The sequence below is a fragment of the Providencia sp. PROV272 genome (assembly GCF_049901975.1).
Lineage (GTDB): Bacteria > Pseudomonadota > Gammaproteobacteria > Enterobacterales > Enterobacteriaceae > Providencia > Providencia stuartii.
Genome location: NZ_CP096291.1, coordinates 320,898 through 344,534 on the forward strand (window position 1 = coordinate 320,898; position 23,637 = coordinate 344,534).

Genomic DNA, 23,637 nt, shown 5'->3' on the forward strand with positions numbered 1-23,637 from the left:
GGAATAGAGTCGTGTCTAAAGAAAAATTTGAACGTTCAAAACCGCACGTTAACGTTGGTACAATCGGCCACGTTGACCACGGTAAAACTACCCTGACAGCAGCAATCACTACTGTTCTGGCAAAAACTTACGGCGGTAGCGCTCGTGCATTCGATCAAATCGATAACGCACCAGAAGAAAAAGCGCGTGGTATCACCATCTCTACTTCTCACGTAGAGTACGATACACCAACTCGCCACTACGCACACGTAGACTGCCCAGGACACGCCGACTATGTTAAAAACATGATCACGGGTGCTGCTCAGATGGACGGTGCAATCCTAGTTGTTGCGGCAACAGATGGCCCAATGCCACAAACTCGTGAGCACATCCTGTTAGGTCGTCAGGTTGGCGTTCCTTACATCATCGTGTTCCTGAACAAATGTGACATGGTAGACGACGAAGAGCTGCTGGAACTGGTTGAAATGGAAGTTCGTGAACTTCTGTCTCAATACGATTTCCCAGGTGATGACACTCCAGTTATCCGTGGTTCAGCGCTGAAAGCGTTGGAAGGCAACCCAGAGTGGGAAGCGAAAATCGTTGAACTAGCAGAAGCACTGGACAGCTACATCCCAGAGCCAGAGCGTGCAATTGACAAGCCATTCCTGCTGCCAATCGAAGACGTATTCTCAATCTCAGGTCGTGGTACAGTAGTCACAGGCCGTGTTGAGCGTGGTATCATCAAAGTTGGTGAAGAAGTTGAAATCGTAGGTATCAAAGAGACTGCGAAAACCACTTGTACTGGCGTTGAAATGTTCCGTAAACTGCTGGACGAAGGCCGTGCAGGTGAGAACGTAGGTGTTCTGCTGCGTGGTACTAAGCGTGAAGAAATCGAACGTGGTCAAGTTCTGGCGAAACCAGGTTCAATCAAGCCACACACAACTTTCGAATCAGAAGTTTATATTCTGAGCAAAGATGAAGGTGGTCGTCACACGCCATTCTTCAAAGGTTACCGTCCACAGTTCTACTTCCGTACAACTGACGTAACAGGTACTATCGAACTGCCAGAAGGCGTAGAGATGGTAATGCCAGGCGACAACGTGAACATGAAAGTAACTCTGATTCACCCAATCGCGATGGACGATGGTTTGCGTTTCGCAATCCGTGAAGGTGGCCGTACAGTAGGTGCGGGTGTTGTTGCAAAAATCATTGCATAATAACAACCCACTGTAGTGAAAAGGGGCATCTATAGGATGCCCTTTTTATACTTAAAATTATTCGAGTTATATAGACTAACTATATGACCCGATGGATTGTGAGTATATGCGTTGTAAAATTAAGAACCTATCTCATCAATAGTTGTTCTAATTATTGGTGAGATAGGCTCTGATGCAACGAAATAACGGCTGTATCACCAGCTTTATGCAGTTATATGAGATTTATTAAGGTTTTGCTCAGAAGATATGGTATATTTTACCGCTGCCACATTAAGAAATTCATTTTCATAATATCGTGGCGAAAAATTTGCTGAGCATGCCAGTAATGACCTGCGGAAAGTAGATAGGGCGCAATTGTCTTTTTGCTCGCTGACGACACTTTTACTTTTGCAGGTATTGTCAACGATACTCCCTGTTTGACTTAGCAAGCTCGGCGGGTACATAAGGGATATGTTGGCATATTCTATTGGTTCGGTCTGTTTGCTTTACCGTTTTGTAGGCTAACAGGCTTTATACATACTTCATGGTAACAGGTTGAATTATGAGTGCGAATAGCGAAGCTCAAGGAAGTGGACGCAGTGTAGACGTCTTTAAGTGGGTGGTGGTAGCTGTCCTACTACTGATTGCTATAGCTGGCAACTATTACTTCCGTCAATATAACCTCGCGCTGCGTGCTTTTGCTGTTGTGGCTATTGTCGCCATTGCAGGTGCTGTCGCTTTGTGGACCGTAAAGGGGAAACAAGCACTATCGTTTGCGCGTGAAGCTCGCATTGAGATGCGAAAAGTGATTTGGCCAACTCGCCAAGAAGCATTACAAACGACTTTGATTGTTGCTGCAGTAACGGCTGTTATGTCATTAATACTGTGGGGATTAGATGGTATCCTAGTGCGTTTAGTTTCGATTATTACAAGCCTGAGGTTATTCTAAATGTCAGATTCACCTAAAAAGCGCTGGTATGTTATTCAGGCTTTCTCTGGTTTTGAAGGCCGTGTAGCGCAATCACTACGTGAACATATCAAATTGCATGGTATGGAAGACTCTTTCGGCGAAGTCATGGTTCCAACCGAAGAAGTTGTTGAGATCCGTAGTGGTCAGCGTCGCAAAAGCGAACGTAAGTTTTTTCCAGGCTATGTATTAGTTCAAATGGTTATGAATGATGATTCATGGCACTTAGTACGTAGTGTACCGCGTGTGATGGGCTTCATCGGTGGAACGTCGGATCGTCCAGCACCAATTAGTGATAAAGAAGTCGATGCGATTATGAATCGCCTACAGCAAGTTGGCGACAAACCACGTCCTAAAACATTGTTTGAGCCAGGTGAAATGGTGCGTGTTAGCGAAGGTCCATTCGCTGACTTTAACGGTGTGGTTGAAGAAATCGACTATGAAAAGAGCCGCTTGAAGGTCTCTGTTTCTATTTTCGGTCGTGCAACGCCTGTCGAATTAGATTTCAGCCAAGTCGAAAAAGTCTAACTTTTTACGGCAAAAACTGGCTTGCAAAAGGTGTGAAATTTGACTACAATTTCGCGCCTTTTGTTTTTTACGCTTTGCATTATTTGGTTAACAAATTGCGGGGCGTGTTAATTAACGGGGAGCCTAAAATTAGGCGCTATCACCCATCTAGAGGAAATATACATGGCTAAGAAAGTACAAGCCTACGTTAAGCTGCAAGTTGCGGCTGGTATGGCTAACCCAAGCCCACCGGTTGGTCCAGCGCTGGGTCAACAAGGTGTGAACATCATGGAATTCTGTAAAGCGTTTAACGCAAAAACAGACAGCCTAGAAAAAGGTTTGCCAATTCCTGTTGTTATCACTGTTTACGCAGACCGTTCTTTCACTTTCGTTACCAAAACTCCACCGGCTGCAATTCTGCTGAAAAAAGCGGCTGGCGTTAAGTCTGGTTCTGGTAAGCCGAACAAAGAGAAAGTTGGTAAAGTAACCTCTGCTCAGATTCGCGAAATCGCTGAAACTAAAGCTGCGGACATGACTGGTGCTGATGTTGACGCTATGATGCGTTCAATCGAAGGTACTGCTCGTTCCATGGGCCTGGTTGTGGAGGACTAATCAATGGCTAAACTGAATAAGCGCATGCGCAATATCCGTGAAAAAGTTGATTCAACTAAACAGTATGACATCAACGAAGCCGTTGCTCTGCTGAAAGAATTAGCGACTGCTAAATTCGTAGAAAGCGTTGACGTTGCTGTTAACCTCGGCATCGACGCTCGTAAATCTGATCAGAACGTACGTGGTGCAACTGTACTGCCACACGGTACTGGCCGTTCAGTTCGCGTTGCAGTCTTTACTCAAGGCGCAAACGCTGAAGCAGCTAAAGCTGCTGGTGCTGAGCTGGTTGGTATGGACGATCTGGCTGATAAAATTAAAGCTGGTGAGATGGATTTCGACGTTGTTATTGCTTCTCCAGATGCAATGCGCGTTGTTGGCCAATTAGGTCAAATCCTGGGTCCACGTGGTCTGATGCCAAACCCGAAAGTGGGTACTGTAACACCTAACGTTGCTGAAGCAGTTCAAAATGCTAAAGCAGGTCAGGTTCGTTACCGTAACGACAAAAACGGTATCATTCACACCACTATCGGTAAAGTTGACTTTGATGCTGACAAACTGAAAGAAAACCTAGAAGCACTGCTGATTGCGCTGAAAAAAGCAAAACCAGCTTCTGCTAAAGGCGTGTACATCAAGAAAGTTAGCCTGTCTACTACGATGGGTGCAGGTGTTGCTATCGACCAAGCTGGTCTGTCAGCAGCAGTTTAATACTAATACTTTTAGTAATTAAACTTTACCTTTGCGTCAGATTTGTATAAAATCTGACGCCTTGAGTTTGCTAGTACTATTTTAGTATTAGTAAACCACGAATTTCGGTATGGAGTCTGGCCTTTCCAGACCCCGTCCAAGACCGCAGGTGTAGCAATACTTAATCTACCTGCGTAGACGGTGACAGAGATACCAAGAATTTTATTCTGGCTTCTGCTCACCGTGTTTTAGCGCTCAACACATGTCGTGTTTGGGTGATGTGAGTCCCCGGGGTTTCCCGGTTAATCCAGGAGCAAGAAGCTAATGGCACTAAATCTTCAAGACAAACAAGCGATTGTTGCTGAAGTCAGCGAAGTAGCCAAAGGCGCGCTTTCTGCAGTTGTTGCTGATTCACGCGGCGTAACTGTAGCAAAAATGACTGAACTGCGTAAAGCAGGTCGCGAAGCTGGCGTTTACATCCGTGTTGTTCGTAACACGCTGATCCGTCGTGCTGTTGAAGGTACTTCTTACGAAGTCCTGAAAGACGCGTTTGTTGGTCCAACCTTGATTGCTTTCTCTAACGAACACCCGGGCGCTGCTGCTCGTCTGTTCAAAGAGTTCGCGAAAGCGAATCCAGCATTTGAGATTAAAGCTGCGGCCTTTGAAGGTGAGTTAATCCAAGCGAAAGATATCGATCGTCTGGCAACACTCCCAACTTACGAAGAAGCAATCGCACGCCTGATGGCAACCATGAAAGAAGCCGCTGCAGGCAAACTGGTTCGCACTCTGGCTGCTCTGCGCGATCAGAAAGAAGCTGCATAAGCCCTTTCCTTCGTTGCTTTTTAACGTATAAACTATTTCTGAATTTTAGGAACACTTGTTATGTCTATCACTAAAGACCAAATCCTTGACGCAGTTGCTGAAATGTCTGTAATGGACGTTGTTGAACTGATCACTATGATGGAAGAAAAATTCGGCGTTTCTGCTGCTGCAGCTGTTGCTGTTGCTCCAGGTGCTGCTGCTGAAGCTGCTGAAGAAAAAACTGAGTTCGACGTTGTTCTGGCTTCTGTTGGCGGTAACAAAGTTGCTGTTATCAAAGCAGTTCGCGGTGCGACCGGTCTGGGTCTGAAAGAAGCTAAAGATATGGTAGAATCTGCGCCAGCAACTATTAAAGAAGGTGCTAGCAAAGACGAAGCTGAAGCTCTGAAAAAATCTCTTGAAGAAGCAGGCGCTTCTGTTGAGCTTAAATAAGTTCAGTCTTCAGTTTGCAGCCTAACTTAAAGGCTGATGGCTGGTGATTTTTTAATCACCAGCCTTTTTGCGCTGTAAAGCGTGATTGGGTGTTAACAGCTTTTTCACGCAATTTTGATGTTAACAAACCCTCCAATACTTCTTTCTATTGACGACTTAATATACTGTGTTCTCAGCTACGACCCGCTCGGGTAGCTCGGTAGTCAGAGTGGCACAATGAAATGATTTAAGAGTAATAGCAATGAGTATTACGGAAAGTGTTCATTTTCCATTTCAAAAAATAGCGTTATCGATGCTGTCCTTATGGACGGACAGAGTGGGTCACTGATCAGCGAGCTGAGGAACCCTATGGTTTACTCCTATACCGAGAAAAAACGTATTCGTAAGGATTTTGGTAAACGTCCACAAGTGTTGGATGTACCTTATCTCCTTTCTATCCAACTTGACTCGTTCCAGAAGTTTATCGAGCAAGATCCTGATGGTCAGAACGGGCTGGAAGCAGCTTTCCGTTCTGTGTTTCCTATTCAGAGCTACAGCGGTAATGCTGAACTGCAATATGTCAGCTATCGTCTGGGTGAGCCTGTTTTTGATGTTAAAGAATGTCAAATCCGTGGCGTCACATACTCTGCACCACTGCGTGTTAAGCTGCGCCTCATTGTTTATGAGCGTGAAGCACCAGAAGGCACTGTAAAAGACATCAAAGAACAAGAAGTCTACATGGGTGAAATTCCACTCATGACCGAAAACGGAACCTTCGTTATCAACGGTACTGAGCGTGTTATCGTTTCTCAGTTACACCGTAGCCCTGGTGTGTTCTTCGACAGCGACAAAGGTAAAACACACTCCTCAGGTAAAGTCCTGTACAACGCGCGTATTATCCCTTACCGCGGTTCATGGCTTGATTTCGAATTCGATCCGAAAGATAACCTGTTTGTACGTATCGACCGTCGCCGTAAATTACCTGCGACCATTATTCTACGTGCAATGGATTACAGCACCGAAGACATTCTGAACTTGTTCTTCGACAAAACTGTATTCCAAATCCGTGATAACAAGCTGATGATGACGCTGGTTCCTGAGCGTCTACGTGGTGAAACTGCTTCATTTGATATCGAAGCAAACGGCAAAGTCTATGTTGAAAAAGGCCGTCGTATCACTGCACGTCATATCCGCTTGCTAGAAAAAGAAGAAGTCAACAGCATTGAAGTGCCTGTTGAATATATCGCGGGTAAAGTAGTCGCAAGAGATTACATTGATGAAAGTACTGGCGAGCTGATTTGTGCGGCTAACATGGAACTTTCATTAGATATGTTGGCACGTCTGAGCCAAGCGGGTCATAAAACAATTGAAACATTGTTTACTAACGACTTAGACCACGGTGCTTACATTTCTGAAACCCTGCGTGTCGATCCAACAAATGACCGCCTGAGCGCGCTGGTAGAAATCTACCGTATGATGCGCCCTGGTGAGCCACCAACACGTGAAGCGGCTGAAAACCTGTTCGATAACCTGTTCTTCTCAGAAGATCGTTACGACTTGTCTGCGGTAGGTCGCATGAAGTTCAACCGTTCACTGGGCCGCGATGAAATCGAAGGTTCTGGTATCCTGAGTGAAGAAGACATCATTGATGTTATGCGTAAGCTCATCGATATCCGTAACGGTAAAGGCGAAGTCGACGATATTGACCACTTAGGTAACCGTCGTATTCGTTCTGTTGGTGAAATGGCAGAAAACCAGTTCCGTGTCGGTCTGGTCCGTGTTGAGCGTGCAGTGAAAGAGCGTCTTTCTCTGGGCGACCTCGATGCATTGATGCCACAAGATATGATCAACGCGAAGCCAATTTCTGCGGCAGTGAAAGAGTTCTTTGGTTCCAGCCAATTGTCTCAATTTATGGACCAAAACAACCCACTGTCAGAAATCACACACAAACGTCGTATCTCAGCGTTAGGCCCAGGCGGTCTGACTCGTGAGCGTGCGGGCTTTGAAGTACGTGACGTTCATCCAACTCACTACGGTCGTGTTTGTCCAATCGAAACCCCTGAAGGTCCGAACATCGGTCTGATTAACTCATTGTCTGTTTATGCACAGACTAACGAGTATGGTTTCCTAGAAACACCTTACCGTTTAGTGCGCGATGGTATCGTTACTGACGAAATTCACTATCTGTCAGCAATTGAAGAAGGTAACTTCATCATTGCTCAGGCAAACACCGTATTGGCGGAAGATGGTAGCTTCGTTGAAGAACTGATCACTTGTCGTAACCGTGGTGAATCAAGCTTGTTCAGCCGCGATCAAGTTGAATATATGGACGTTTCGACTCAACAGGTTGTTTCTGTTGGTGCGTCACTGATCCCATTCCTTGAACACGATGATGCTAACCGTGCATTGATGGGTGCGAACATGCAACGTCAAGCGGTTCCAACTTTACGCGCTGATAAACCATTAGTGGGTACAGGTATGGAACGTGCGGTTGCTGTTGACTCCGGTGTAACAGCAGTTGCAAAACGCGGTGGTACAGTTCAGTACGTTGATGCTTCTCGTATTGTTATTAAAGTTAATGAAGATGAGATGTATCCGGGTGAAGCTGGAATCGATATTTATAACCTAACCAAATATACCCGTTCTAACCAGAACACCTGTATTAACCAGATGCCTTGTGTATCTTTAGGTGAACCAGTTGAACGTGGTGACGTGTTAGCTGATGGTCCTTCAACTGACCTAGGTGAATTGGCACTTGGCCAAAACATGCGCGTGGCATTCATGCCATGGAATGGTTATAACTTCGAGGACTCCATCCTCGTTTCTGAGCGTGTTGTTCAAGAAGACCGTTTTACAACCATCCATATTCAGGAACTCTCTTGTGTGTCTCGTGACACCAAACTGGGGCCTGAAGAAATTACTGCTGATATTCCTAACGTCGGTGAAGCGGCACTCTCTAAACTCGATGAGTCTGGTATCGTGTACATCGGTGCTGAAGTTAAAGGCGGCGATATCCTAGTTGGTAAAGTGACGCCGAAAGGCGAAACCCAACTGACACCAGAAGAGAAATTGCTACGTGCAATCTTTGGTGAAAAAGCGTCTGACGTTAAAGACTCTTCTCTACGCGTTCCTAACGGTGTTTCTGGTACGGTTATTGACGTACAAGTATTTACCCGTGATGGCGTAGAAAAAGACAAGCGTGCGCTGGAAATCGAAGAAACACAATTACGTGATGCTAAGAAAGACTTAACTGAAGAGTTACGTATTTTCGAAGCCGGTATATTTGCTCGTATCCGTTCTGTATTGATCAGTGGCGGAATTGAAGCAGAGAAACTGGACAAACTGCCTCGCGATCGCTGGTTAGAGCTGTCTCTGGCTGATGAAGAGAAACAGAACCAGTTAGAGCAACTTGCTGAGCAGTACGATGAGCTGAAATCTGAGTTTGAGAAAAAACTCGATGCTAAGCGTCGTAAGATCACCCAAGGTGATGATCTGGCTCCAGGCGTACTGAAAATTGTTAAGGTTTATCTGGCTGTTAAACGTCAGATCCAACCGGGTGATAAAATGGCGGGTCGCCATGGTAACAAGGGTGTTATCTCAAAAATCAACCCAGTTGAAGACATGCCTTACGATGAAAACGGTAACCCTGTAGACATCGTTCTGAACCCACTGGGCGTACCTTCACGTATGAACATCGGTCAGATTCTGGAAACCCACTTGGGTATGGCTGCGAAAGGTATTGGTGACAAAATTAATGCTATGCTTAAACAGCAGCAAGAAGTTGCCAAACTGCGTGAGTTTATCCAGAAAGCCTATGACCTTGGTGATGACCCACGTCAAAAAGTGGATCTGAATACTTTCTCTGATGAAGAAGTATTGCGTCTGGCTGAGAACCTGAAAAAAGGTATGCCAATCGCAACGCCAGTGTTTGATGGTGCGAAAGAAATTGAAATTAAAGAACTGTTGAAACTGGGTGGTCTGCCAACTTCTGGTCAGATTACATTGTTCGACGGCCGTACTGGTGAGAAGTTTGAGCGTCAAGTAACTGTTGGTTACATGTACATGCTGAAACTGAACCACTTGGTTGACGATAAAATGCACGCCCGTTCTACTGGTTCTTACAGCTTGGTTACTCAGCAACCGCTGGGTGGTAAAGCTCAGTTCGGTGGTCAGCGTTTCGGGGAGATGGAAGTGTGGGCACTGGAAGCATACGGTGCAGCCTATACACTCCAAGAGATGTTGACTGTTAAGTCGGATGACGTTAACGGCCGTACGAAGATGTATAAAAACATCGTCGATGGCAGCCATCAGATGGAACCTGGTATGCCGGAATCCTTCAACGTATTGTTGAAAGAAATCCGTTCACTGGGTATCAACATCGAACTGGAAGACGAGTAATTCGTTTGTACCGGAAGGCTAATTTTAGTCTTCCGGCCAGTATAAGTACTGGGATTAGGGGAGAGGCAGGGGCCTCTCACCTGACAGGTCTAACTCCGACAGGAGCCATTTTGTGAAAGACTTAATTAAGTTTCTGAAAGCGCAAACCAAGACCGAAGAGTTTGATGCGATCAAAATTGCTCTGGCATCACCTGATATGATCCGTTCATGGTCATTCGGTGAAGTGAAAAAGCCAGAAACCATTAACTACCGTACGTTCAAACCTGAGCGTGACGGCCTTTTCTGTGCGCGTATTTTCGGGCCAGTAAAAGACTACGAATGTCTGTGCGGTAAGTACAAACGTTTAAAACACCGCGGTGTGATTTGTGAGAAATGTGGCGTTGAAGTCACCCAGACTAAAGTTCGTCGTGAGCGCATGGGGCATATTGAACTTGCTTCTCCGACAGCACACATCTGGTTCTTAAAATCACTGCCATCCCGTATCGGTTTGTTACTTGATATGCCTCTGCGTGATATCGAGCGTGTTCTGTATTTTGAATCTTATGTCGTTGTTGAAGGCGGTATGACTAGCCTTGAACGTGGACAGATCCTGACAGAAGAACAATACCTCGATGCGCTGGAAGAGTTCGGTGACGAATTTGACGCGAAAATGGGTGCGGAAGCAATCCAAGGTCTGCTGAAAAACCTCGATCTTGAGAACGAGTGTGAAACACTACGCGAAGAGTTGAATGAAACTAACTCTGAAACTAAGCGTAAGAAGCTGACTAAGCGCATTAAACTATTAGAAGCGTTCATTCAATCTGGCAACAAACCAGAGTGGATGATCCTGAACGTTCTACCTGTGTTACCACCTGATCTACGTCCATTAGTTCCTCTGGATGGTGGCCGTTTCGCAACGTCAGATCTGAACGATCTGTATCGTCGCGTGATCAACCGTAACAACCGTCTGAAACGTCTTCTGGATCTGGCTGCGCCAGACATCATCGTACGTAACGAAAAACGTATGCTGCAAGAAGCGGTTGACGCACTGTTAGATAACGGTCGTCGTGGTCGTGCAATTACAGGCTCTAACAAACGTCCTCTGAAATCTTTGGCTGATATGATCAAAGGTAAACAAGGTCGTTTCCGTCAGAACTTGCTAGGTAAGCGTGTTGACTACTCAGGTCGTTCGGTTATTACAGTAGGTCCATACCTGCGTCTGCATCAGTGTGGTCTGCCTAAGAAAATGGCTCTTGAGCTATTCAAACCATTTATTTATGGCAAATTAGAACTACGTGGTCTGGCAACAACCATTAAAGCAGCGAAGAAAATGGTTGAGCGCGAAGAAGCGGTAGTTTGGGATATCTTGGATGAAGTTATCCGTGAACACCCAGTCATGCTGAACCGTGCACCAACACTTCACCGTCTGGGTATCCAAGCGTTCGAACCAATTCTGATCGAAGGTAAAGCTATCCAATTGCACCCACTCGTTTGTGCGGCATATAACGCCGACTTCGATGGTGACCAAATGGCGGTACACGTTCCTCTAACTCTGGAAGCTCAGTTAGAAGCACGTGCGTTGATGATGTCAACCAACAACATTCTGTCACCAGCAAGTGGTGAGCCTATCATCGTTCCTTCACAGGACGTTGTATTGGGTCTCTACTATATGACTCGTGACTGCGTAAACGCGAAAGGCGAAGGCATGGTTCTGGCCGGCCCGAAAGAAGCTGAGCGTGTTTACCGTTCAGGTCATGCATCACTGCATGCCCGCGTTAAAGTCCGTATCACTGAAGAAGTGAAAGACGGTGAAGGTAATATTACGATTAACACCAGTATGGTTGATACTACTGTTGGTCGTGCAATTTTGTGGATGATCGTACCAAAAGGCTTGCCTTATTCGCTGGTTAACCAAGCGCTAGGTAAGAAAGCGATCTCCAAAATGCTGAACACCTGTTACCGTGTACTGGGTCTGAAACCAACGGTTATTTTTGCTGACCAAATCATGTATACCGGTTTTGCCTACGCGGCACGCTCTGGTGCATCTGTTGGTATCGACGATATGGTTATTCCTGAGAAAAAAGCAGGGATCATCGCCGAAGCAGAAGCGGAAGTTGCAGAAATTCAGGAACAGTTCCAGTCTGGTCTGGTGACAGCAGGCGAACGTTACAACAAAGTTATCGATATCTGGGCTGCGGCAAACGAACGTGTTGCTAAAGCGATGATGGAAAACCTGTCAACTGAAACAGTTATTAACCGTGACGGTGAAGAAGAACAACAGGTTTCTTTCAACAGTATCTTTATGATGGCCGACTCCGGTGCTCGTGGTTCTGCCGCTCAGATCCGTCAGCTTGCGGGTATGCGTGGTCTGATGGCTAAGCCAGATGGCTCAATCATCGAAACACCAATCACGGCGAACTTCCGTGAAGGTCTGAACGTTCTCCAGTACTTTATTTCTACGCACGGTGCTCGTAAAGGTCTTGCGGATACCGCATTGAAAACAGCGAACTCTGGTTATCTGACTCGTCGTCTCGTTGACCTTGCTCAGGACTTGGTTGTGACTGAAGACGATTGTGGTACTCACGAAGGTATCCTGATGACTCCGGTTATCGAGGGTGGCGATGTTAAAGAACCACTGCGTGAGCGTGTATTGGGGCGTGTGACTGCGGAAGACATCCTGATCCCAGGTACCGCGGACATTCTGGTTCCACGTAATACGTTGCTACACGAAAAATGGTGTGACCTGTTAGAAGAAAACTCTGTTGACAGCGTTAAAGTCCGTTCCGTCGTTAGCTGTGAAACTGACTTCGGTGTGTGTGCTCACTGTTATGGTCGTGACCTGGCTCGTGGTCATATCATCAACAAAGGTGAAGCTATCGGGGTTATCGCGGCACAGTCAATCGGTGAACCAGGTACACAGTTGACGATGCGTACGTTCCACATCGGTGGTGCGGCATCTCGTGCGGCAGCAGAATCTAGCATCCAAGTTCGTAATCCAGGTACGCTGAAACTGGTTAACGCGAAATTTGTGACTAACTCAGAAGGCAAACTGGTTATTACTTCACGTAATACCGAATTACGCCTGATTGATGAGTTCGGTCGTACTAAAGAGAGCTACAAAGTTCCTTACGGTGCGCACCTGACTAAAGGTGACGGTGAAGCAGTTAACGGTGGCGAAACTGTTGCTAACTGGGATCCACATACCATGCCAGTTGTCAGTGAAGTATCCGGTATTATCCGCTTCTCTGACATGATTGATGGTCAAACAATGACTCGTCAGACTGATGAATTAACCGGTCTGTCTTCAATCGTTGTTCTGGATACTGCGGAACGTACTAGTGGTGGTAAAGACCTGCGTCCTGCATTGCGTGTTGTTGATGCAAATGGTAACGATGTGCTTATTCCTAACACAGACATGCCTGCTCAGTACTTCTTACCGGGTAAAGCAATTGTTCAGTTAGATGATGGCATCGCTATCAACGTGGGTGATACTTTAGCGCGTATTCCACAAGAATCTGTGGGGACTAAAGATATCACGGGTGGTCTACCACGCGTTGCTGACCTGTTTGAAGCACGTCGTCCGAAAGAGCCTGCAATCTTGGCTGAGATCAGCGGTATTGTTTCCTTCGGTAAAGAAACCAAAGGTAAACGTCGTCTGGTGATCACACCGATGGATGGTTCTGATCCGTATGAAGAGATGATCCCTAAATGGCGTCAGCTCAACGTGTTTGAAGGTGAGATCGTAGAGCGCGGTGACGTGATCTCCGATGGCCCAGAGTCTCCACACGATATCTTGCGTCTGCGTGGTGTTCATGCGGTTACGCGTTATATCACGAACGAGGTTCAGGAAGTTTACCGCTTACAAGGCGTTAAGATTAACGATAAACACATCGAAGTTATCGTTCGTCAGATGCTGCGTAAAGTGACTATCTCTGACGCGGGAAGCTCTGAATTCCTTGAAGGTGAGCAGGTTGAGTACTCACGTGTTAAAGTTTCTAACCGTAAACTTGAGCAGGATGGTAAGATCCCAGCTAAGTTCGAACGTGACCTGTTGGGTATCACGAAGGCATCTCTGGCAGCAGAATCCTTCATCTCAGCAGCATCGTTCCAAGAAACCACACGCGTACTGACAGAAGCTGCCGTTGCAGGTAAACGTGACGAGCTTCGCGGTCTGAAAGAGAACGTTATTGTGGGTCGTCTGATCCCAGCAGGTACTGGTTTTGCGTATCATCAAGACCGTATCCGTCGCCGTCATCTGAATGATGTTGTGGAAGCGCCACAAGTCAGCGCAGATGAAGCTACGGCTAACCTGGCTGAACTGTTAAATGCAGGGTTCAGCAGCGATAACAATTAAGGCTTATAAGCCTGATTGAAACACAATAATAAAACCGGCGCTTCAATAGCGCCGGTTTTTTTGTAGGTATAAATCAGCAATATAAAATGTCCGTTTTGCCACTAACCCTTATTGGCAGTGATAATGTGAATATGCGGACACGCGAGATAATTGGCTAACTCTGGAAAATAATTATTTGGGGAAGAAATTAAAGGCTCTTTTTTAATTTCATGAAATCCTGCATTCGATCGTAGGTATTTCTAGATATGGCCAACGCCATATCTCTTCATAAATATCGGGTAATGTATCAAAAGAAGAATACTGCAAATTATGTTTGATGGTGTCATTCTCAATGGAAGGCATAACACGATATTTTCGAGTCACCATGTCATGTCCTTAAGTAGAAAAGAATATACATAGTCATTAATATCACAAATATAAATAGCGATAGGATATATGTTTATTTATTAGCTTTTATTATAAAGTGATTAATGTGAACTTATCGCTATGACATTAAATAAATATGAAGAGTAGGTTTAAAAGTTAATTTGCAAATTTAATAAAATAGGTCATGAAAGAAAAATACTATCTCCCTAACTCAAAATTAAATAAATTTAACCATTAATTTTAGAGCATTGTTAGCGACTGCCCTTTCAATATAATCGATAAATATCCAAGTAATAGGCCAAAAATAATAATTAGAAATTTAATTTAAACACGACTAGACTGTTAACCATCGATAATAATAAATAATGGGGTCTTCAGTGCAGAAAAATATAATCAAAAAAAGTAGCTTTATTTCGGGCTTCCAATGGTTTTTCTTTATTTTTTGCAATACCGTTGTTATTCCACCTACACTGCAATCTGCCTTTCATTTATCGGCTGAAACCACATTTGTTATCACCCAATACGCTTTTTTGCTTATTGCATTAGCCTGTTTGCTACAAGCTTTTTTAGGGCACAAACGTGCACTGATGGAAGGTTCGACCGGTTTATGGTGGGCAACAATCTTAACCGTGACGCTATCAGAGTCGATGCAAGGAACCTCTTTAGCAATTATTGGTTGGAGTCTCGCCGTCGGTATTTTTTTATCAGGTATTGTTACTATATTAATAGGGCTAACAGGACTAGGTAACTGGCTCTCTGGCTTATTTAAACCGGGTGTCTTAGTCGTATTTATGTTTTTACTTGGCGCTCAGTTAGTCTCAATTTTCCTAAAAGGGATGTTAGGGCTACCCTTTGGGGTTTCAGATCCTAGCGTTACCGTTAATTATCCAGTTTTCTTTCTTGCCTTTGCAGTGCTGATTTTTGTTATCGCTATGATTGTCTTTCTACCCCCGAGTATTAGCACATACGCTTTACTCTGTGGAACTGTTCTAGGCTGGGGGGCTTACAGCCTGCTATTTCATGGACAAATCTCCACAGTTTCAGAGGCTAAATGGCTACTCTTTCCATTAGGACGGGCAGATGATATTCAACCAAGCATTGTGATCACTGCGATACTGGCAGGTATTTTGAATACCTCAAACACTTTTGGTGCGATACGAGGCAGTGATGTTTTTTATCCGCAAAAAGAGTCGACAAAATCTATTTATCGGCGGAGTTTTGTGACGTCAGGTGTTTTAACTTTATTTTCAGCACCATTAGGTGTTGTGCCGTTTTCACCGTTTGTCTCATCCATTGGTTTGATTACACAGACCAAGGATACTTCGCGGGTCTCTTTTACGATTGGGAGTTTACTGCTGTTATTCGTTGGTGCAGTTGCCGTATTGACCCAGTTTTTTCGTTCATTACCGTTAGCGATTGGTAGCGCGGTGATGTTGGCAACTTATTTGCCATTATTATTCTCTTCTTTTTCATTTCTAGCCGAAATTAAACTGAACGCCCGCAATATTTATCGTTTAGCACTACCATTATTTATCGGTATTTTTTTAATGTCAGCCCCCGATGCTGTCATGGATTCATTACCAATGATGTTTAGTTCATTATTAGGGAATGGTTTGTTAATGGGGATCATTTTGTCGTTGATCCTCGAAAACAGTATTAAGTGGGATAAGATTCATTAACGAATACAGAAAAACCTCATTATGTAGCGTTTATAATGAGGTTAGATCACGCATTAGTACATTGGCGAGCGGAGTTGGTAACGATTTGTTTTGTCGCTAGGTGAGATATAAAACCGGCCATCAAAACTATTCTTATAGGACTTAGCGGGACCAAAAATCCCGATTGATATTGGCATTGAGCGCGAATTCAGATAATAAGTGCAACGCTCGGTCATGTTAGATGGAAGGACGGTTAGCTACTGATAAGCTATCCTGCTCTTCCGACCAAAGATGAGCGAGTAAGTATGAAGTATCAGCAACTAACCGAAGGACAACGATACCAGATATCGATACTGCGTGAGGATAATTTATCCTGCCATGAGATAGGTATCCGTATCGGTGTAAGCAAGTCCACGGTCTCCCGTGAACTGAGGCGTAACACTTCAGATACTGGTTATAACCCACAACAGGCACACCAGAAGTGCTGTGATAGGCGGCTGTCATCTGCCAAAAGGACAATTCCTCAGCAGACCATAGATTTCGTGATATTTGCTCTGGAGTGGAAGTGGAGTCCTGAGCAAATAAGTGCAATTGGCAGCATTATTGGTCTTAGCGTCAGCCATGAATGGATTTACCAGTATATCTATGCGGATAAGCGTAGCGGTGGCGAGTTGTACAGGCATCTTAGGCAGGGCAAACGGCGATATCGTAAGGGCTACGGGCAGAAACGAGGGCGCATCCCTGATGCGGTATCCATTGAGCTACGGCCGTCAGTCGTCGATGACCGTAGCCGTCTGGGGGACTGGGAGGCCGATTTGGTGCAGGGTAAACAGGGCACTGGTGCTATCGTGACACTGGCAGAACGCAAAAGCCGTATTTACCTGACAAAAAAGGTGTTTTCAAAGGATGCGGTGGAAGTCAGTAAGGCCATTATCTCACTGCTGAGTGAGTATCAGGATGTATGTCACACAATAACGTTCGATAACGGTCTAGAGTTTAGTGAGCACAAGGCGATAGCAGAAGCACTGAACGCAGATACGTACTTTGCCCATCCGTATGCCTCGCATGAGCGTGGGCTGAACGAGAATACGAATGGGTTGTTAAGACAGTTTATCCCGAAAGGAACAGACCTGCGGACAGTGACAGAAGAAGACTTACAACGCTATCAGGGAGCGTTGAACAGCAGGCCACGCAAGTGTCTGGGGTTCAGACAACCTTCGGTGGTGTTTGCGGAGCTAAGAAAGGCGGCTTAGCGTTGCACTTCGGACTTGAATCCGCCGAGCCGTAGTTAAATTGATATTGGGCACCCTCTAAATAGATCACGGTGATCTGGTAGTTTGTGAGTGGTTTGGTATATAAAACTAAGCTGTCTTTACTGTTTGAATCCCTTACCATGTGAGGGAGGCTGTAATCCACAGCTTTCATTGTGCCGCGGTAGGAGTAGTAGTATCCCTGAATATTGTTTTTATTTGGGATAGAAAAACGCGCAAAATCGGCATCGGAAATTATGCCAAGTGAATCAAAATACTCACTATAGCCTTCAACTCGTATTTCATGATCTTTACCGAACAATACGACCTGAAAAGGGCGTGTGCCATGAGATACTTTTTGTGCTTTTAATCGGGCAAGCGTTTCTTCTACGGCGAACTCTTCTTCATCAATATTTCTGGCTCCCTGAATTTCCAACATCATTAATTGGATGATTTCACGCGAAGGCGTTGGATGCTTCCAACGAACGTTGGCACAGCCACTCATTAATAATGAAAAGAATAAGACAAAAAGTAGAAAAAACCATTTTTGGGTCATCATATATGATTCATTTGTCGTGAACAGAGAACGGAGTATAGCCCGATAAATGAAACGTAAAAGTAGCCAAAAAAGGGATAAACTTCCTCCTTGAAGTTTATCGGATAAATTAACGCCCTAAATAGCCATCCCAATCTTTCCAGACCGGTTGTAGACCCGAACGAATTAAAGATTCTGCAACTTGTGCGGCACTACGATTATCATGCGGTGCAAATTGTTCCAATTCAGCATGGTCATCGGCATAACCGCCCGGCTGTGTTTTTGAACCCGCACTGACATTATTAATGGCAAGTGGCACAACGTGATCGCGAAAATAAGGCGATTCGCGGGTTGAAAGTGATAGCTCAACATCTGGCGCCAATAAACGAAATGCGCAAATAAGCTGCACAAGTTCAGCTTCACTCATTAAAGAAGCCGGCTCTATACCACCAGCACAAGGGCGTAAACGAGGAAATGAAATAGAATAACGGCTCTGCCAATAGTGTTTTTGGAGATAAATCAGGTGCTCCGCCACCATATAGCAATCGGTGCGCCAACTGTTAGATAAACCAATTAATGCTCCAAGTCCTATTTTATCGATACCAGCCCGCCCTAAACGGTCAGGGGTCTCCAGCCGCCAATGAAAATCCTGTTTTTTACCTTTCAAATGATGTAGTTGATAAGCTGGCTCGTGGTAAGTCTCTTGATACACCATCACACCATCTAGTCCTAATGTCTTGAGTTCAGCGTACTCTTCGGTGCTCAGTGGCTGAACTTCCATCATCAAGGCGCTAAAATAGCGGCGTATTGTGGGTAAATGCTCACGAAAATAATCCATGCCCACTTTATTTTGATGCTCCCCTGTGACTAACAACAGGCTATCAAAACCAATTTTACGGATTGTCTCGCACTCATTAATGATTTCGTTTTTATCGAGCGTTTTTCGTTTAATGCGATTACTCATTGAAAAACCACAATATGTACAATCATTAGCGCATAGATTTGATAAATACAGTGGCACATAGAACCCCACGGTATTACCAAAACGTTGCCGTGTTAGCTTTTGGGCTTTCTGCGCTAATTGCTCAATAAAAGGGCGAGCGGCAGGGGAGAGCAATGCCATAAAATCATCAAGTGTTAAAGTATCGCTAGCAAGAGCCTGCTCAACATCTCGCGTATTTTTGGCATAAATTTGTAAGGTTAGGTCATCCCAATTTAGCTGCTGCCAGCGTTGGCGAAAGCTGCTGTTCATTGTAATGCTCCCAAAAACTCGGTTAATGGGCTTGAAGCTTCAGCATGTTGTTTCGGGCTAGCAAGGCCAGCGCGTCGGGCAAGCTCTGCGGCTTCAAGGGAGACTTTAAAAGCTTGAGCCATGAGCACAGGATCTTTTGCTACAGCGATGGCGGTATTGACTAGTACGGCATCGGCCCCCATTTCAATCGCTTCGATCGCATGGCTAGGTGCGCCAATCCCAGCATCAACCACTACGGGGATCGTCGATTGCTCAATAATGATCCGTAACATCTCTTTGGTGACTAAACCTTTATTGGTGCCAATCGGTGCACCAAGTGGCATTACGGCTGCACAACCGACTTCTTCGAGACGACGACACAGCACAGGGTCAGCACTGCAATAAGGCAGTACCACAAACCCTTCTTTTACGAGTTGTTCGGCAGCAATTAAGGTTTCGACGGGGTCGGGTAAGAGATATTTCACATCGGGGTGAATTTCTAGTTTAACCCAATGAGTTCCCAACGCTTCACGGGCAAGGCGTGCGGCAAAAATAGCTTCTTGGGCATTTTTCGCACCAGAAGTATTAGGGAGCAGTCTTACCCCAATCTCTTGCAAAGGCTTTAAAATGCCATCGTCATTGCCACGTAAATCTATACGTTTCATCGCCATGGTAACAAGCTGACTGCCTGATGCAGTGATTGCGTTTTGCATCAATGTTGGATTGGCAAATTTTCCTGTGCCAGTAAAGAGGCGTGACTGAAAAGTCACATCGGCAATTTTTAACATGATTAGCCTCCAGCGATAGCTTGAAACAATAAGATATTGTCTTGGTCATTCACGAGGTGTGAATCCCATTGATGACGAGGAATGATCACTTGGTTGATGGCCAAAGCCGTGCCGACCGTACTGCGCTCTAGAGAAGCGAGTAATTGAGACACGGTTAATGGCGCATCAAACTCCATTGGCTGGTCGTTAATTATAAGGCGCATGTTTCTTCTCGGCAGATTGGACATTGAATGGACGGTGTCAGTTGCAAGGTATTCCATTGCTGCTGTTTACCATCAAATAAACGCAATTTACCGCTTAGCGAGGAAGGCAATCCGACTAATAATTTGATGGCCTCTAAGGCTTGCAATGTGCCTATGACCCCCACGACAGGGCCAAGTACACCAGCGGTACGGCAGTTACGCTGAGGCTCCGTCTGGTCAGGGTATAAACATGCGTAACAGCCGTGATTAAAGGGTGGCTCAAGCACCATAAGCTGCCCACCAAACCCCACGGCACTGCCACTAACCAATGTTTTATTTGCCATGACACAGGCCGCATTAACGGCATGGCGAGTGGCCATGTTATCGCAACAATCGAGAACTAAATCGACTTGCTCAACCAAGGGAAGCAATGTGTGAATATCTAACTTTTGTTGTAAGACATGGGTATGGATCAGTGGATTAAGATCTTGTAGTCGTTTTGCGGCAAGTTTGGCTTTAGATTGAGGAATGTCCTCAGTGCCATATAAAACTTGCCGCTGTAGATTAGAAAGGTGTAGCTCGTCGTGATCCGCAAGCCATAACTCACCGACGCCAGCGGCTGCTAAATAAAGTGATGCCGGTGCGCCTAAACCACCAAGGCCAACAATCAGTACCTTACTCGTTTTAAGTTTGCCTTGTCCTTCAGGGCCGATATCTTCAAGCAGTAGCTGGCGGCTATAACGCATAAATTCATGATCATTTAACATGATGAACTCCTCGAATTAACCCGCCATCACGAGAGCGTGTGGGCGGGTTTGATTCAGGTAATCAGTGATTTTCTACGAGGCGTAAAAGGGTTTTTGTTGCCTCTAGCCAATCATCTGCTTTGGTAATTGCACTCACTAAGGCGACACTTCCAACACCGGTTGCGAGCACTGCTGGCACTCTATCGATAGAGATACCGCCAATCGCGACCGTGGGGTAATCGGGAGTCGCTTCTACCATGGTTTTGAGTGTCTCCAATCCTTGAGGTGCTGAGGGCATTTTCTTGGTTTCTGTTGGGAAAATATGCCCCATCGCAATATAAGAAGGGCGCACGGATTTAGCGATAGCAAGCTCATGTTGATCATGAGTTGAGATGCCTAAACGTAGCCCAGCTTGATGAATAGCCAATAGGTCGGTGGTTTCCAGATCTTCTTGCCCAAGATGAACACCATAGGCACCGAGCTCGATAGCTAAGCGCCAATAGTCATTGATAAATAGCCGCGCATGATGCTTTTCACCGAGAGCAATCGCTCGTTGGATATCATCACGCACTTCATCATCATGCTTATCTTTAATACGTAGCTGGATAGTCGTTACGCCTGCATTAAGCAAGCGTTCAATCCATTCTACAGAGTCGACCACAGGATAAAGCCCCAATCGTTGCTCAGTGGGAGCAAAGGGAGTGCTAGGCAATTTTTTCATCGGACACGACCTCGGCACTGTGATACAACTCGCTGCCATGAGCGCGGAAAGCTTCGGACATTTGCTCCATGCCAGCTTCCTTTTGCGCCGCATAATCACGGACTTCTTGTGAAATTTTCATTGAGCAGAATTTAGGACCACACATAGAGCAGAAATGGGCAACTTTCCCTGACGCTTGTGGCAGGGTTTCATCGTGATAAGCACGTGCGGTATCTGGGTCGAGAGCTAGGTTAAATTGATCTTCCCAGCGGAACTCAAAACGCGCTTTAGACATAGCATTATCACGAATTTGTGCTCCGGGATGCCCTTTCGCGAGGTCGGCAGCATGAGCCGCAATTTTATAGGTGATTAGCCCTTGTTTAACATCCTCTTTATTTGGTAAGCCCAAATGCTCTTTTGGGGTGACATAACAGAGCATTGCACAGCCAAACCAGCCGATCATGGCTGCCCCAATACCTGATGTAAAATGGTCATAACCGGGAGCGATATCGGTAGTTAGTGGGCCGAGGGTATAAAATGGCGCTTCATGACAATGTTCAAGCTCTTCCGTCATGTTGCGGTGGATCATCTGCATTGGCACATGTCCTGGGCCTTCAATCATCACTTGCACGTCATATTCCCAAGCAATTTTTGTAAGCTCACCAAGGGTATGCAGTTCAGCAAATTGGGCTTCATCGTTAGCATCTTGAATTGACCCTGGGCGTAAACCATCACCTAATGACAGTGATACATCATAGGCTGCACAAATCTCACAAATTTCACGGAAATTTTCATATAAGAAGTTTTCTTGGTGATGAGAGAGGCACCATTTCGCCATGATCGAGCCACCACGGGAGACAATACCGGTTAAACGTTTCGCCGTCATAGGGACATAGCGCAGGAGCACACCTGCATGGATAGTAAAGTAATCGACCCCTTGTTCGGCCTGTTCAAGCAGTGTATCGCGGAACATTTCCCACGTGAGATTTTCGGCAACCCCATTAACCTTTTCGAGTGCTTGATAAATAGGCACAGTACCAATTGGCACTGGACTGTTACGTAGGATCCACTCACGAGTTTCATGAATATAACGACCAGTAGACAGATCCATAACGGTATCGGCTCCCCAGCGGGTAGACCAAATCAGTTTTTCAACCTCTTCTTCAATGGAAGAAGTCACCGATGAGTTACCGATATTGGCGTTCACTTTCACTAGGAAGTTGCGACCAATAATCATTGGCTCAGATTCAGGGTGATTGATATTGGCTGGGATGATGGCACGGCCCGCGGCAACTTCTTGGCGGACAAATTCCGGCGTGATGTTTTCAGGCAGATTTGCACCAAATGATTGTCCGGGGTGCTGCTGTCTTAAAACGTCACCACGAATACGTTCACGTCCCATATTTTCGCGAATGGCGATAAATTCCATTTCAGGGGTAATAATACCTTGGCGTGCATAATGAAGCTGTGTTACACAGCGACCCTTCATCGCTTTCAATGGGTGGGGGCGATGATTAAATCGTAAGTGATCGAGACCCGCGTCGGCAAGTCGCTGCTGCGTAAAATCTGAGCTGAGGGTATCAACCGGAACAGTATCATTACGCTCGCGGATCCAACCTTCACGGATCTTTTTTAATCCTTTATGAACATTTAATTCTGCGGCTGGGTCGCCATAGGGGCCTGAAGTATCATAAACAGGAACAGGCTCATTATCTTCAAATTGAGGATTATCTTTATCGCCGCCAATGAGGGTTGGTGAGAGCTGGATTTCTCGCATTGGCACTTGGATATCGTCTCTTGAACCTGTTAGGTAGATACGTTTTGAATTAGGGAAGGATACGCCAGAAACCGTATTGATAAAGTTTTCGGCCGCATCACGTTGTGCTTTGCGCGTTCTTGCAGGCGCCGCTTTAGGAGAAAGATCGCTTGTAGGGATAATATTATTTTGGGACATAGCAATTTCCTGACATTGTCACGAGCGATTACGCGTATATGGGCGTAGCACTCAGGTTTATCGTAAGAAAGTTGCTTGTCTGGAGTTCGGATGGAGTAATGGTATGGCGTTGCGTGTTCATTTTGTTAGCTGACGTTTGCTGTGTTGCGTATGAGTTGTCAGCCTAAATATGCAAAAGCAAATAACCAAAATTGTTACGCTGAATGATTACTCTTGTTCCCTTCGCAGGTATTAACCCGATCAGGTTCCGCGGATCCCGAATTAACGGTCTCAGCCCGTAGCTTTCGCCACTAGGCACTCCGACAAGATGGACCTAGTATA

Annotated in this window: 18 protein-coding genes and 1 riboswitch; of the genes, 11 read left to right on the forward strand and 7 right to left on the reverse strand. The window is 45.5% G+C overall.

Translation table 11 applies throughout. The features are described from left to right. Positions 1-11: 11 nt before the first annotated feature. The 11 genes from tuf (at position 12) to M1E93_RS01450 (ending at position 17,183) form a co-directional block, all read left to right on the forward strand. Positions 12-1,196 carry an elongation factor Tu gene (tuf, locus tag M1E93_RS01400; RefSeq protein WP_036942149.1) on the forward strand — a complete coding sequence of 395 codons (1,185 nt, stop codon included), beginning with the start codon at positions 12-14 and terminating at the stop codon, positions 1,194-1,196. Between the two features lie 541 nt (positions 1,197-1,737). Beyond that, positions 1,738-2,124: a preprotein translocase subunit SecE gene (gene secE, locus M1E93_RS01405; protein ID WP_004924767.1), complete on the forward strand. Its 387-nt coding sequence runs from the start codon at positions 1,738-1,740 to the stop codon at positions 2,122-2,124. Continuing rightward, a complete protein-coding gene (gene nusG / locus M1E93_RS01410; RefSeq protein WP_004924769.1) occupies positions 2,125-2,670 on the forward strand; it encodes a transcription termination/antitermination protein NusG in 546 nt (181 codons plus the stop codon). Between the two features lie 162 nt (positions 2,671-2,832). Then, positions 2,833-3,261 (forward strand): 50S ribosomal protein L11, encoded by a 429-nt coding sequence (rplK, locus tag M1E93_RS01415; RefSeq protein WP_004924771.1) that lies wholly within the window; start codon positions 2,833-2,835, stop codon positions 3,259-3,261. Positions 3,262-3,264: 3 nt separating this feature from the next. Continuing rightward, positions 3,265-3,966: a 50S ribosomal protein L1 gene (gene rplA, locus M1E93_RS01420; protein WP_004924773.1), complete on the forward strand. Its 702-nt coding sequence runs from the start codon at positions 3,265-3,267 to the stop codon at positions 3,964-3,966. Positions 3,967-4,269: 303 nt separating this feature from the next. Next, positions 4,270-4,767: a 50S ribosomal protein L10 gene (gene rplJ, locus M1E93_RS01425; protein ID WP_004924776.1), complete on the forward strand. Its 498-nt coding sequence runs from the start codon at positions 4,270-4,272 to the stop codon at positions 4,765-4,767. Between the two features lie 60 nt (positions 4,768-4,827). Beyond that, positions 4,828-5,196: a 50S ribosomal protein L7/L12 gene (rplL, locus tag M1E93_RS01430; RefSeq protein WP_004924778.1), complete on the forward strand. Its 369-nt coding sequence runs from the start codon at positions 4,828-4,830 to the stop codon at positions 5,194-5,196. Between the two features lie 348 nt (positions 5,197-5,544). After that, on the forward strand, positions 5,545-9,573 hold the full coding sequence (gene rpoB / locus M1E93_RS01435) for a DNA-directed RNA polymerase subunit beta (RefSeq protein WP_014656956.1): 4,029 nt from the start codon (positions 5,545-5,547) through the stop codon (positions 9,571-9,573). 112 nt (positions 9,574-9,685) lie between these two features. Then, complete coding sequence (gene rpoC / locus M1E93_RS01440) at positions 9,686-13,906, forward strand: DNA-directed RNA polymerase subunit beta' (RefSeq protein WP_426207063.1); 4,221 nt, start codon at positions 9,686-9,688, stop codon at positions 13,904-13,906. A 731-nt stretch (positions 13,907-14,637) separates the two neighbouring features. Continuing rightward, entirely contained in the window at positions 14,638-15,951 is a 1,314-nt protein-coding gene (locus M1E93_RS01445; protein ID WP_060561190.1) for a uracil/xanthine transporter, read from the forward strand. Between the two features lie 284 nt (positions 15,952-16,235). Then, positions 16,236-17,183, forward strand: coding sequence for an IS30 family transposase (locus tag M1E93_RS01450; RefSeq protein ID WP_140035165.1), 948 nt, complete (start codon positions 16,236-16,238; stop codon positions 17,181-17,183). On the opposite strand, the gene M1E93_RS01455 is transcribed toward M1E93_RS01450, so the two are convergent. The 7 genes from M1E93_RS01455 to thiC all read right to left on the reverse strand — a co-directional run bounded on the left by M1E93_RS01455 (position 17,137) and on the right by thiC (position 23,316). Then, the gene (locus tag M1E93_RS01455; RefSeq protein WP_426207064.1) at positions 17,137-17,739 is read right to left on the reverse strand and encodes a hypothetical protein; all 603 of its coding nucleotides are present in this window, start codon (positions 17,737-17,739) and stop codon (positions 17,137-17,139) included. The two genes, M1E93_RS01450 and M1E93_RS01455, sit on opposite strands and share 47 nt — an antisense overlap. Before the next feature lie 106 nt (positions 17,740-17,845). Then, on the reverse strand, positions 17,846-18,967 hold the full coding sequence (thiH, locus tag M1E93_RS01460) for a 2-iminoacetate synthase ThiH (protein ID WP_004924784.1): 1,122 nt from the start codon (positions 18,965-18,967) through the stop codon (positions 17,846-17,848). Continuing rightward, positions 18,964-19,734: a thiazole synthase gene (locus tag M1E93_RS01465; RefSeq protein WP_014656952.1), complete on the reverse strand. Its 771-nt coding sequence runs from the start codon at positions 19,732-19,734 to the stop codon at positions 18,964-18,966. The genes thiH and M1E93_RS01465 overlap by 4 nt, the downstream gene beginning before the upstream one ends. A gap of 2 nt (positions 19,735-19,736) precedes the next feature. Next, positions 19,737-19,937, reverse strand: coding sequence for a sulfur carrier protein ThiS (gene thiS, locus M1E93_RS01470; RefSeq protein ID WP_004924788.1), 201 nt, complete (start codon positions 19,935-19,937; stop codon positions 19,737-19,739). Then, entirely contained in the window at positions 19,925-20,683 is a 759-nt protein-coding gene (locus M1E93_RS01475; RefSeq protein WP_004924791.1) for a HesA/MoeB/ThiF family protein, read from the reverse strand. Before M1E93_RS01475 ends, thiS begins: the two co-directional genes overlap by 13 nt. A 61-nt stretch (positions 20,684-20,744) precedes the next feature. Continuing rightward, a complete protein-coding gene (gene thiE / locus M1E93_RS01480) occupies positions 20,745-21,383 on the reverse strand; it encodes a thiamine phosphate synthase (protein WP_036942138.1) in 639 nt (212 codons plus the stop codon). Continuing rightward, positions 21,367-23,316 (reverse strand): phosphomethylpyrimidine synthase ThiC, encoded by a 1,950-nt coding sequence (gene thiC, locus M1E93_RS01485; RefSeq protein WP_004924795.1) that lies wholly within the window; start codon positions 23,314-23,316, stop codon positions 21,367-21,369. The genes thiE and thiC overlap by 17 nt, the downstream gene beginning before the upstream one ends. A gap of 200 nt (positions 23,317-23,516) precedes the next feature. Beyond that, a riboswitch (TPP riboswitch) is annotated at positions 23,517-23,628 on the reverse strand. Between the last annotated feature and the right edge of the window lie 9 nt (positions 23,629-23,637).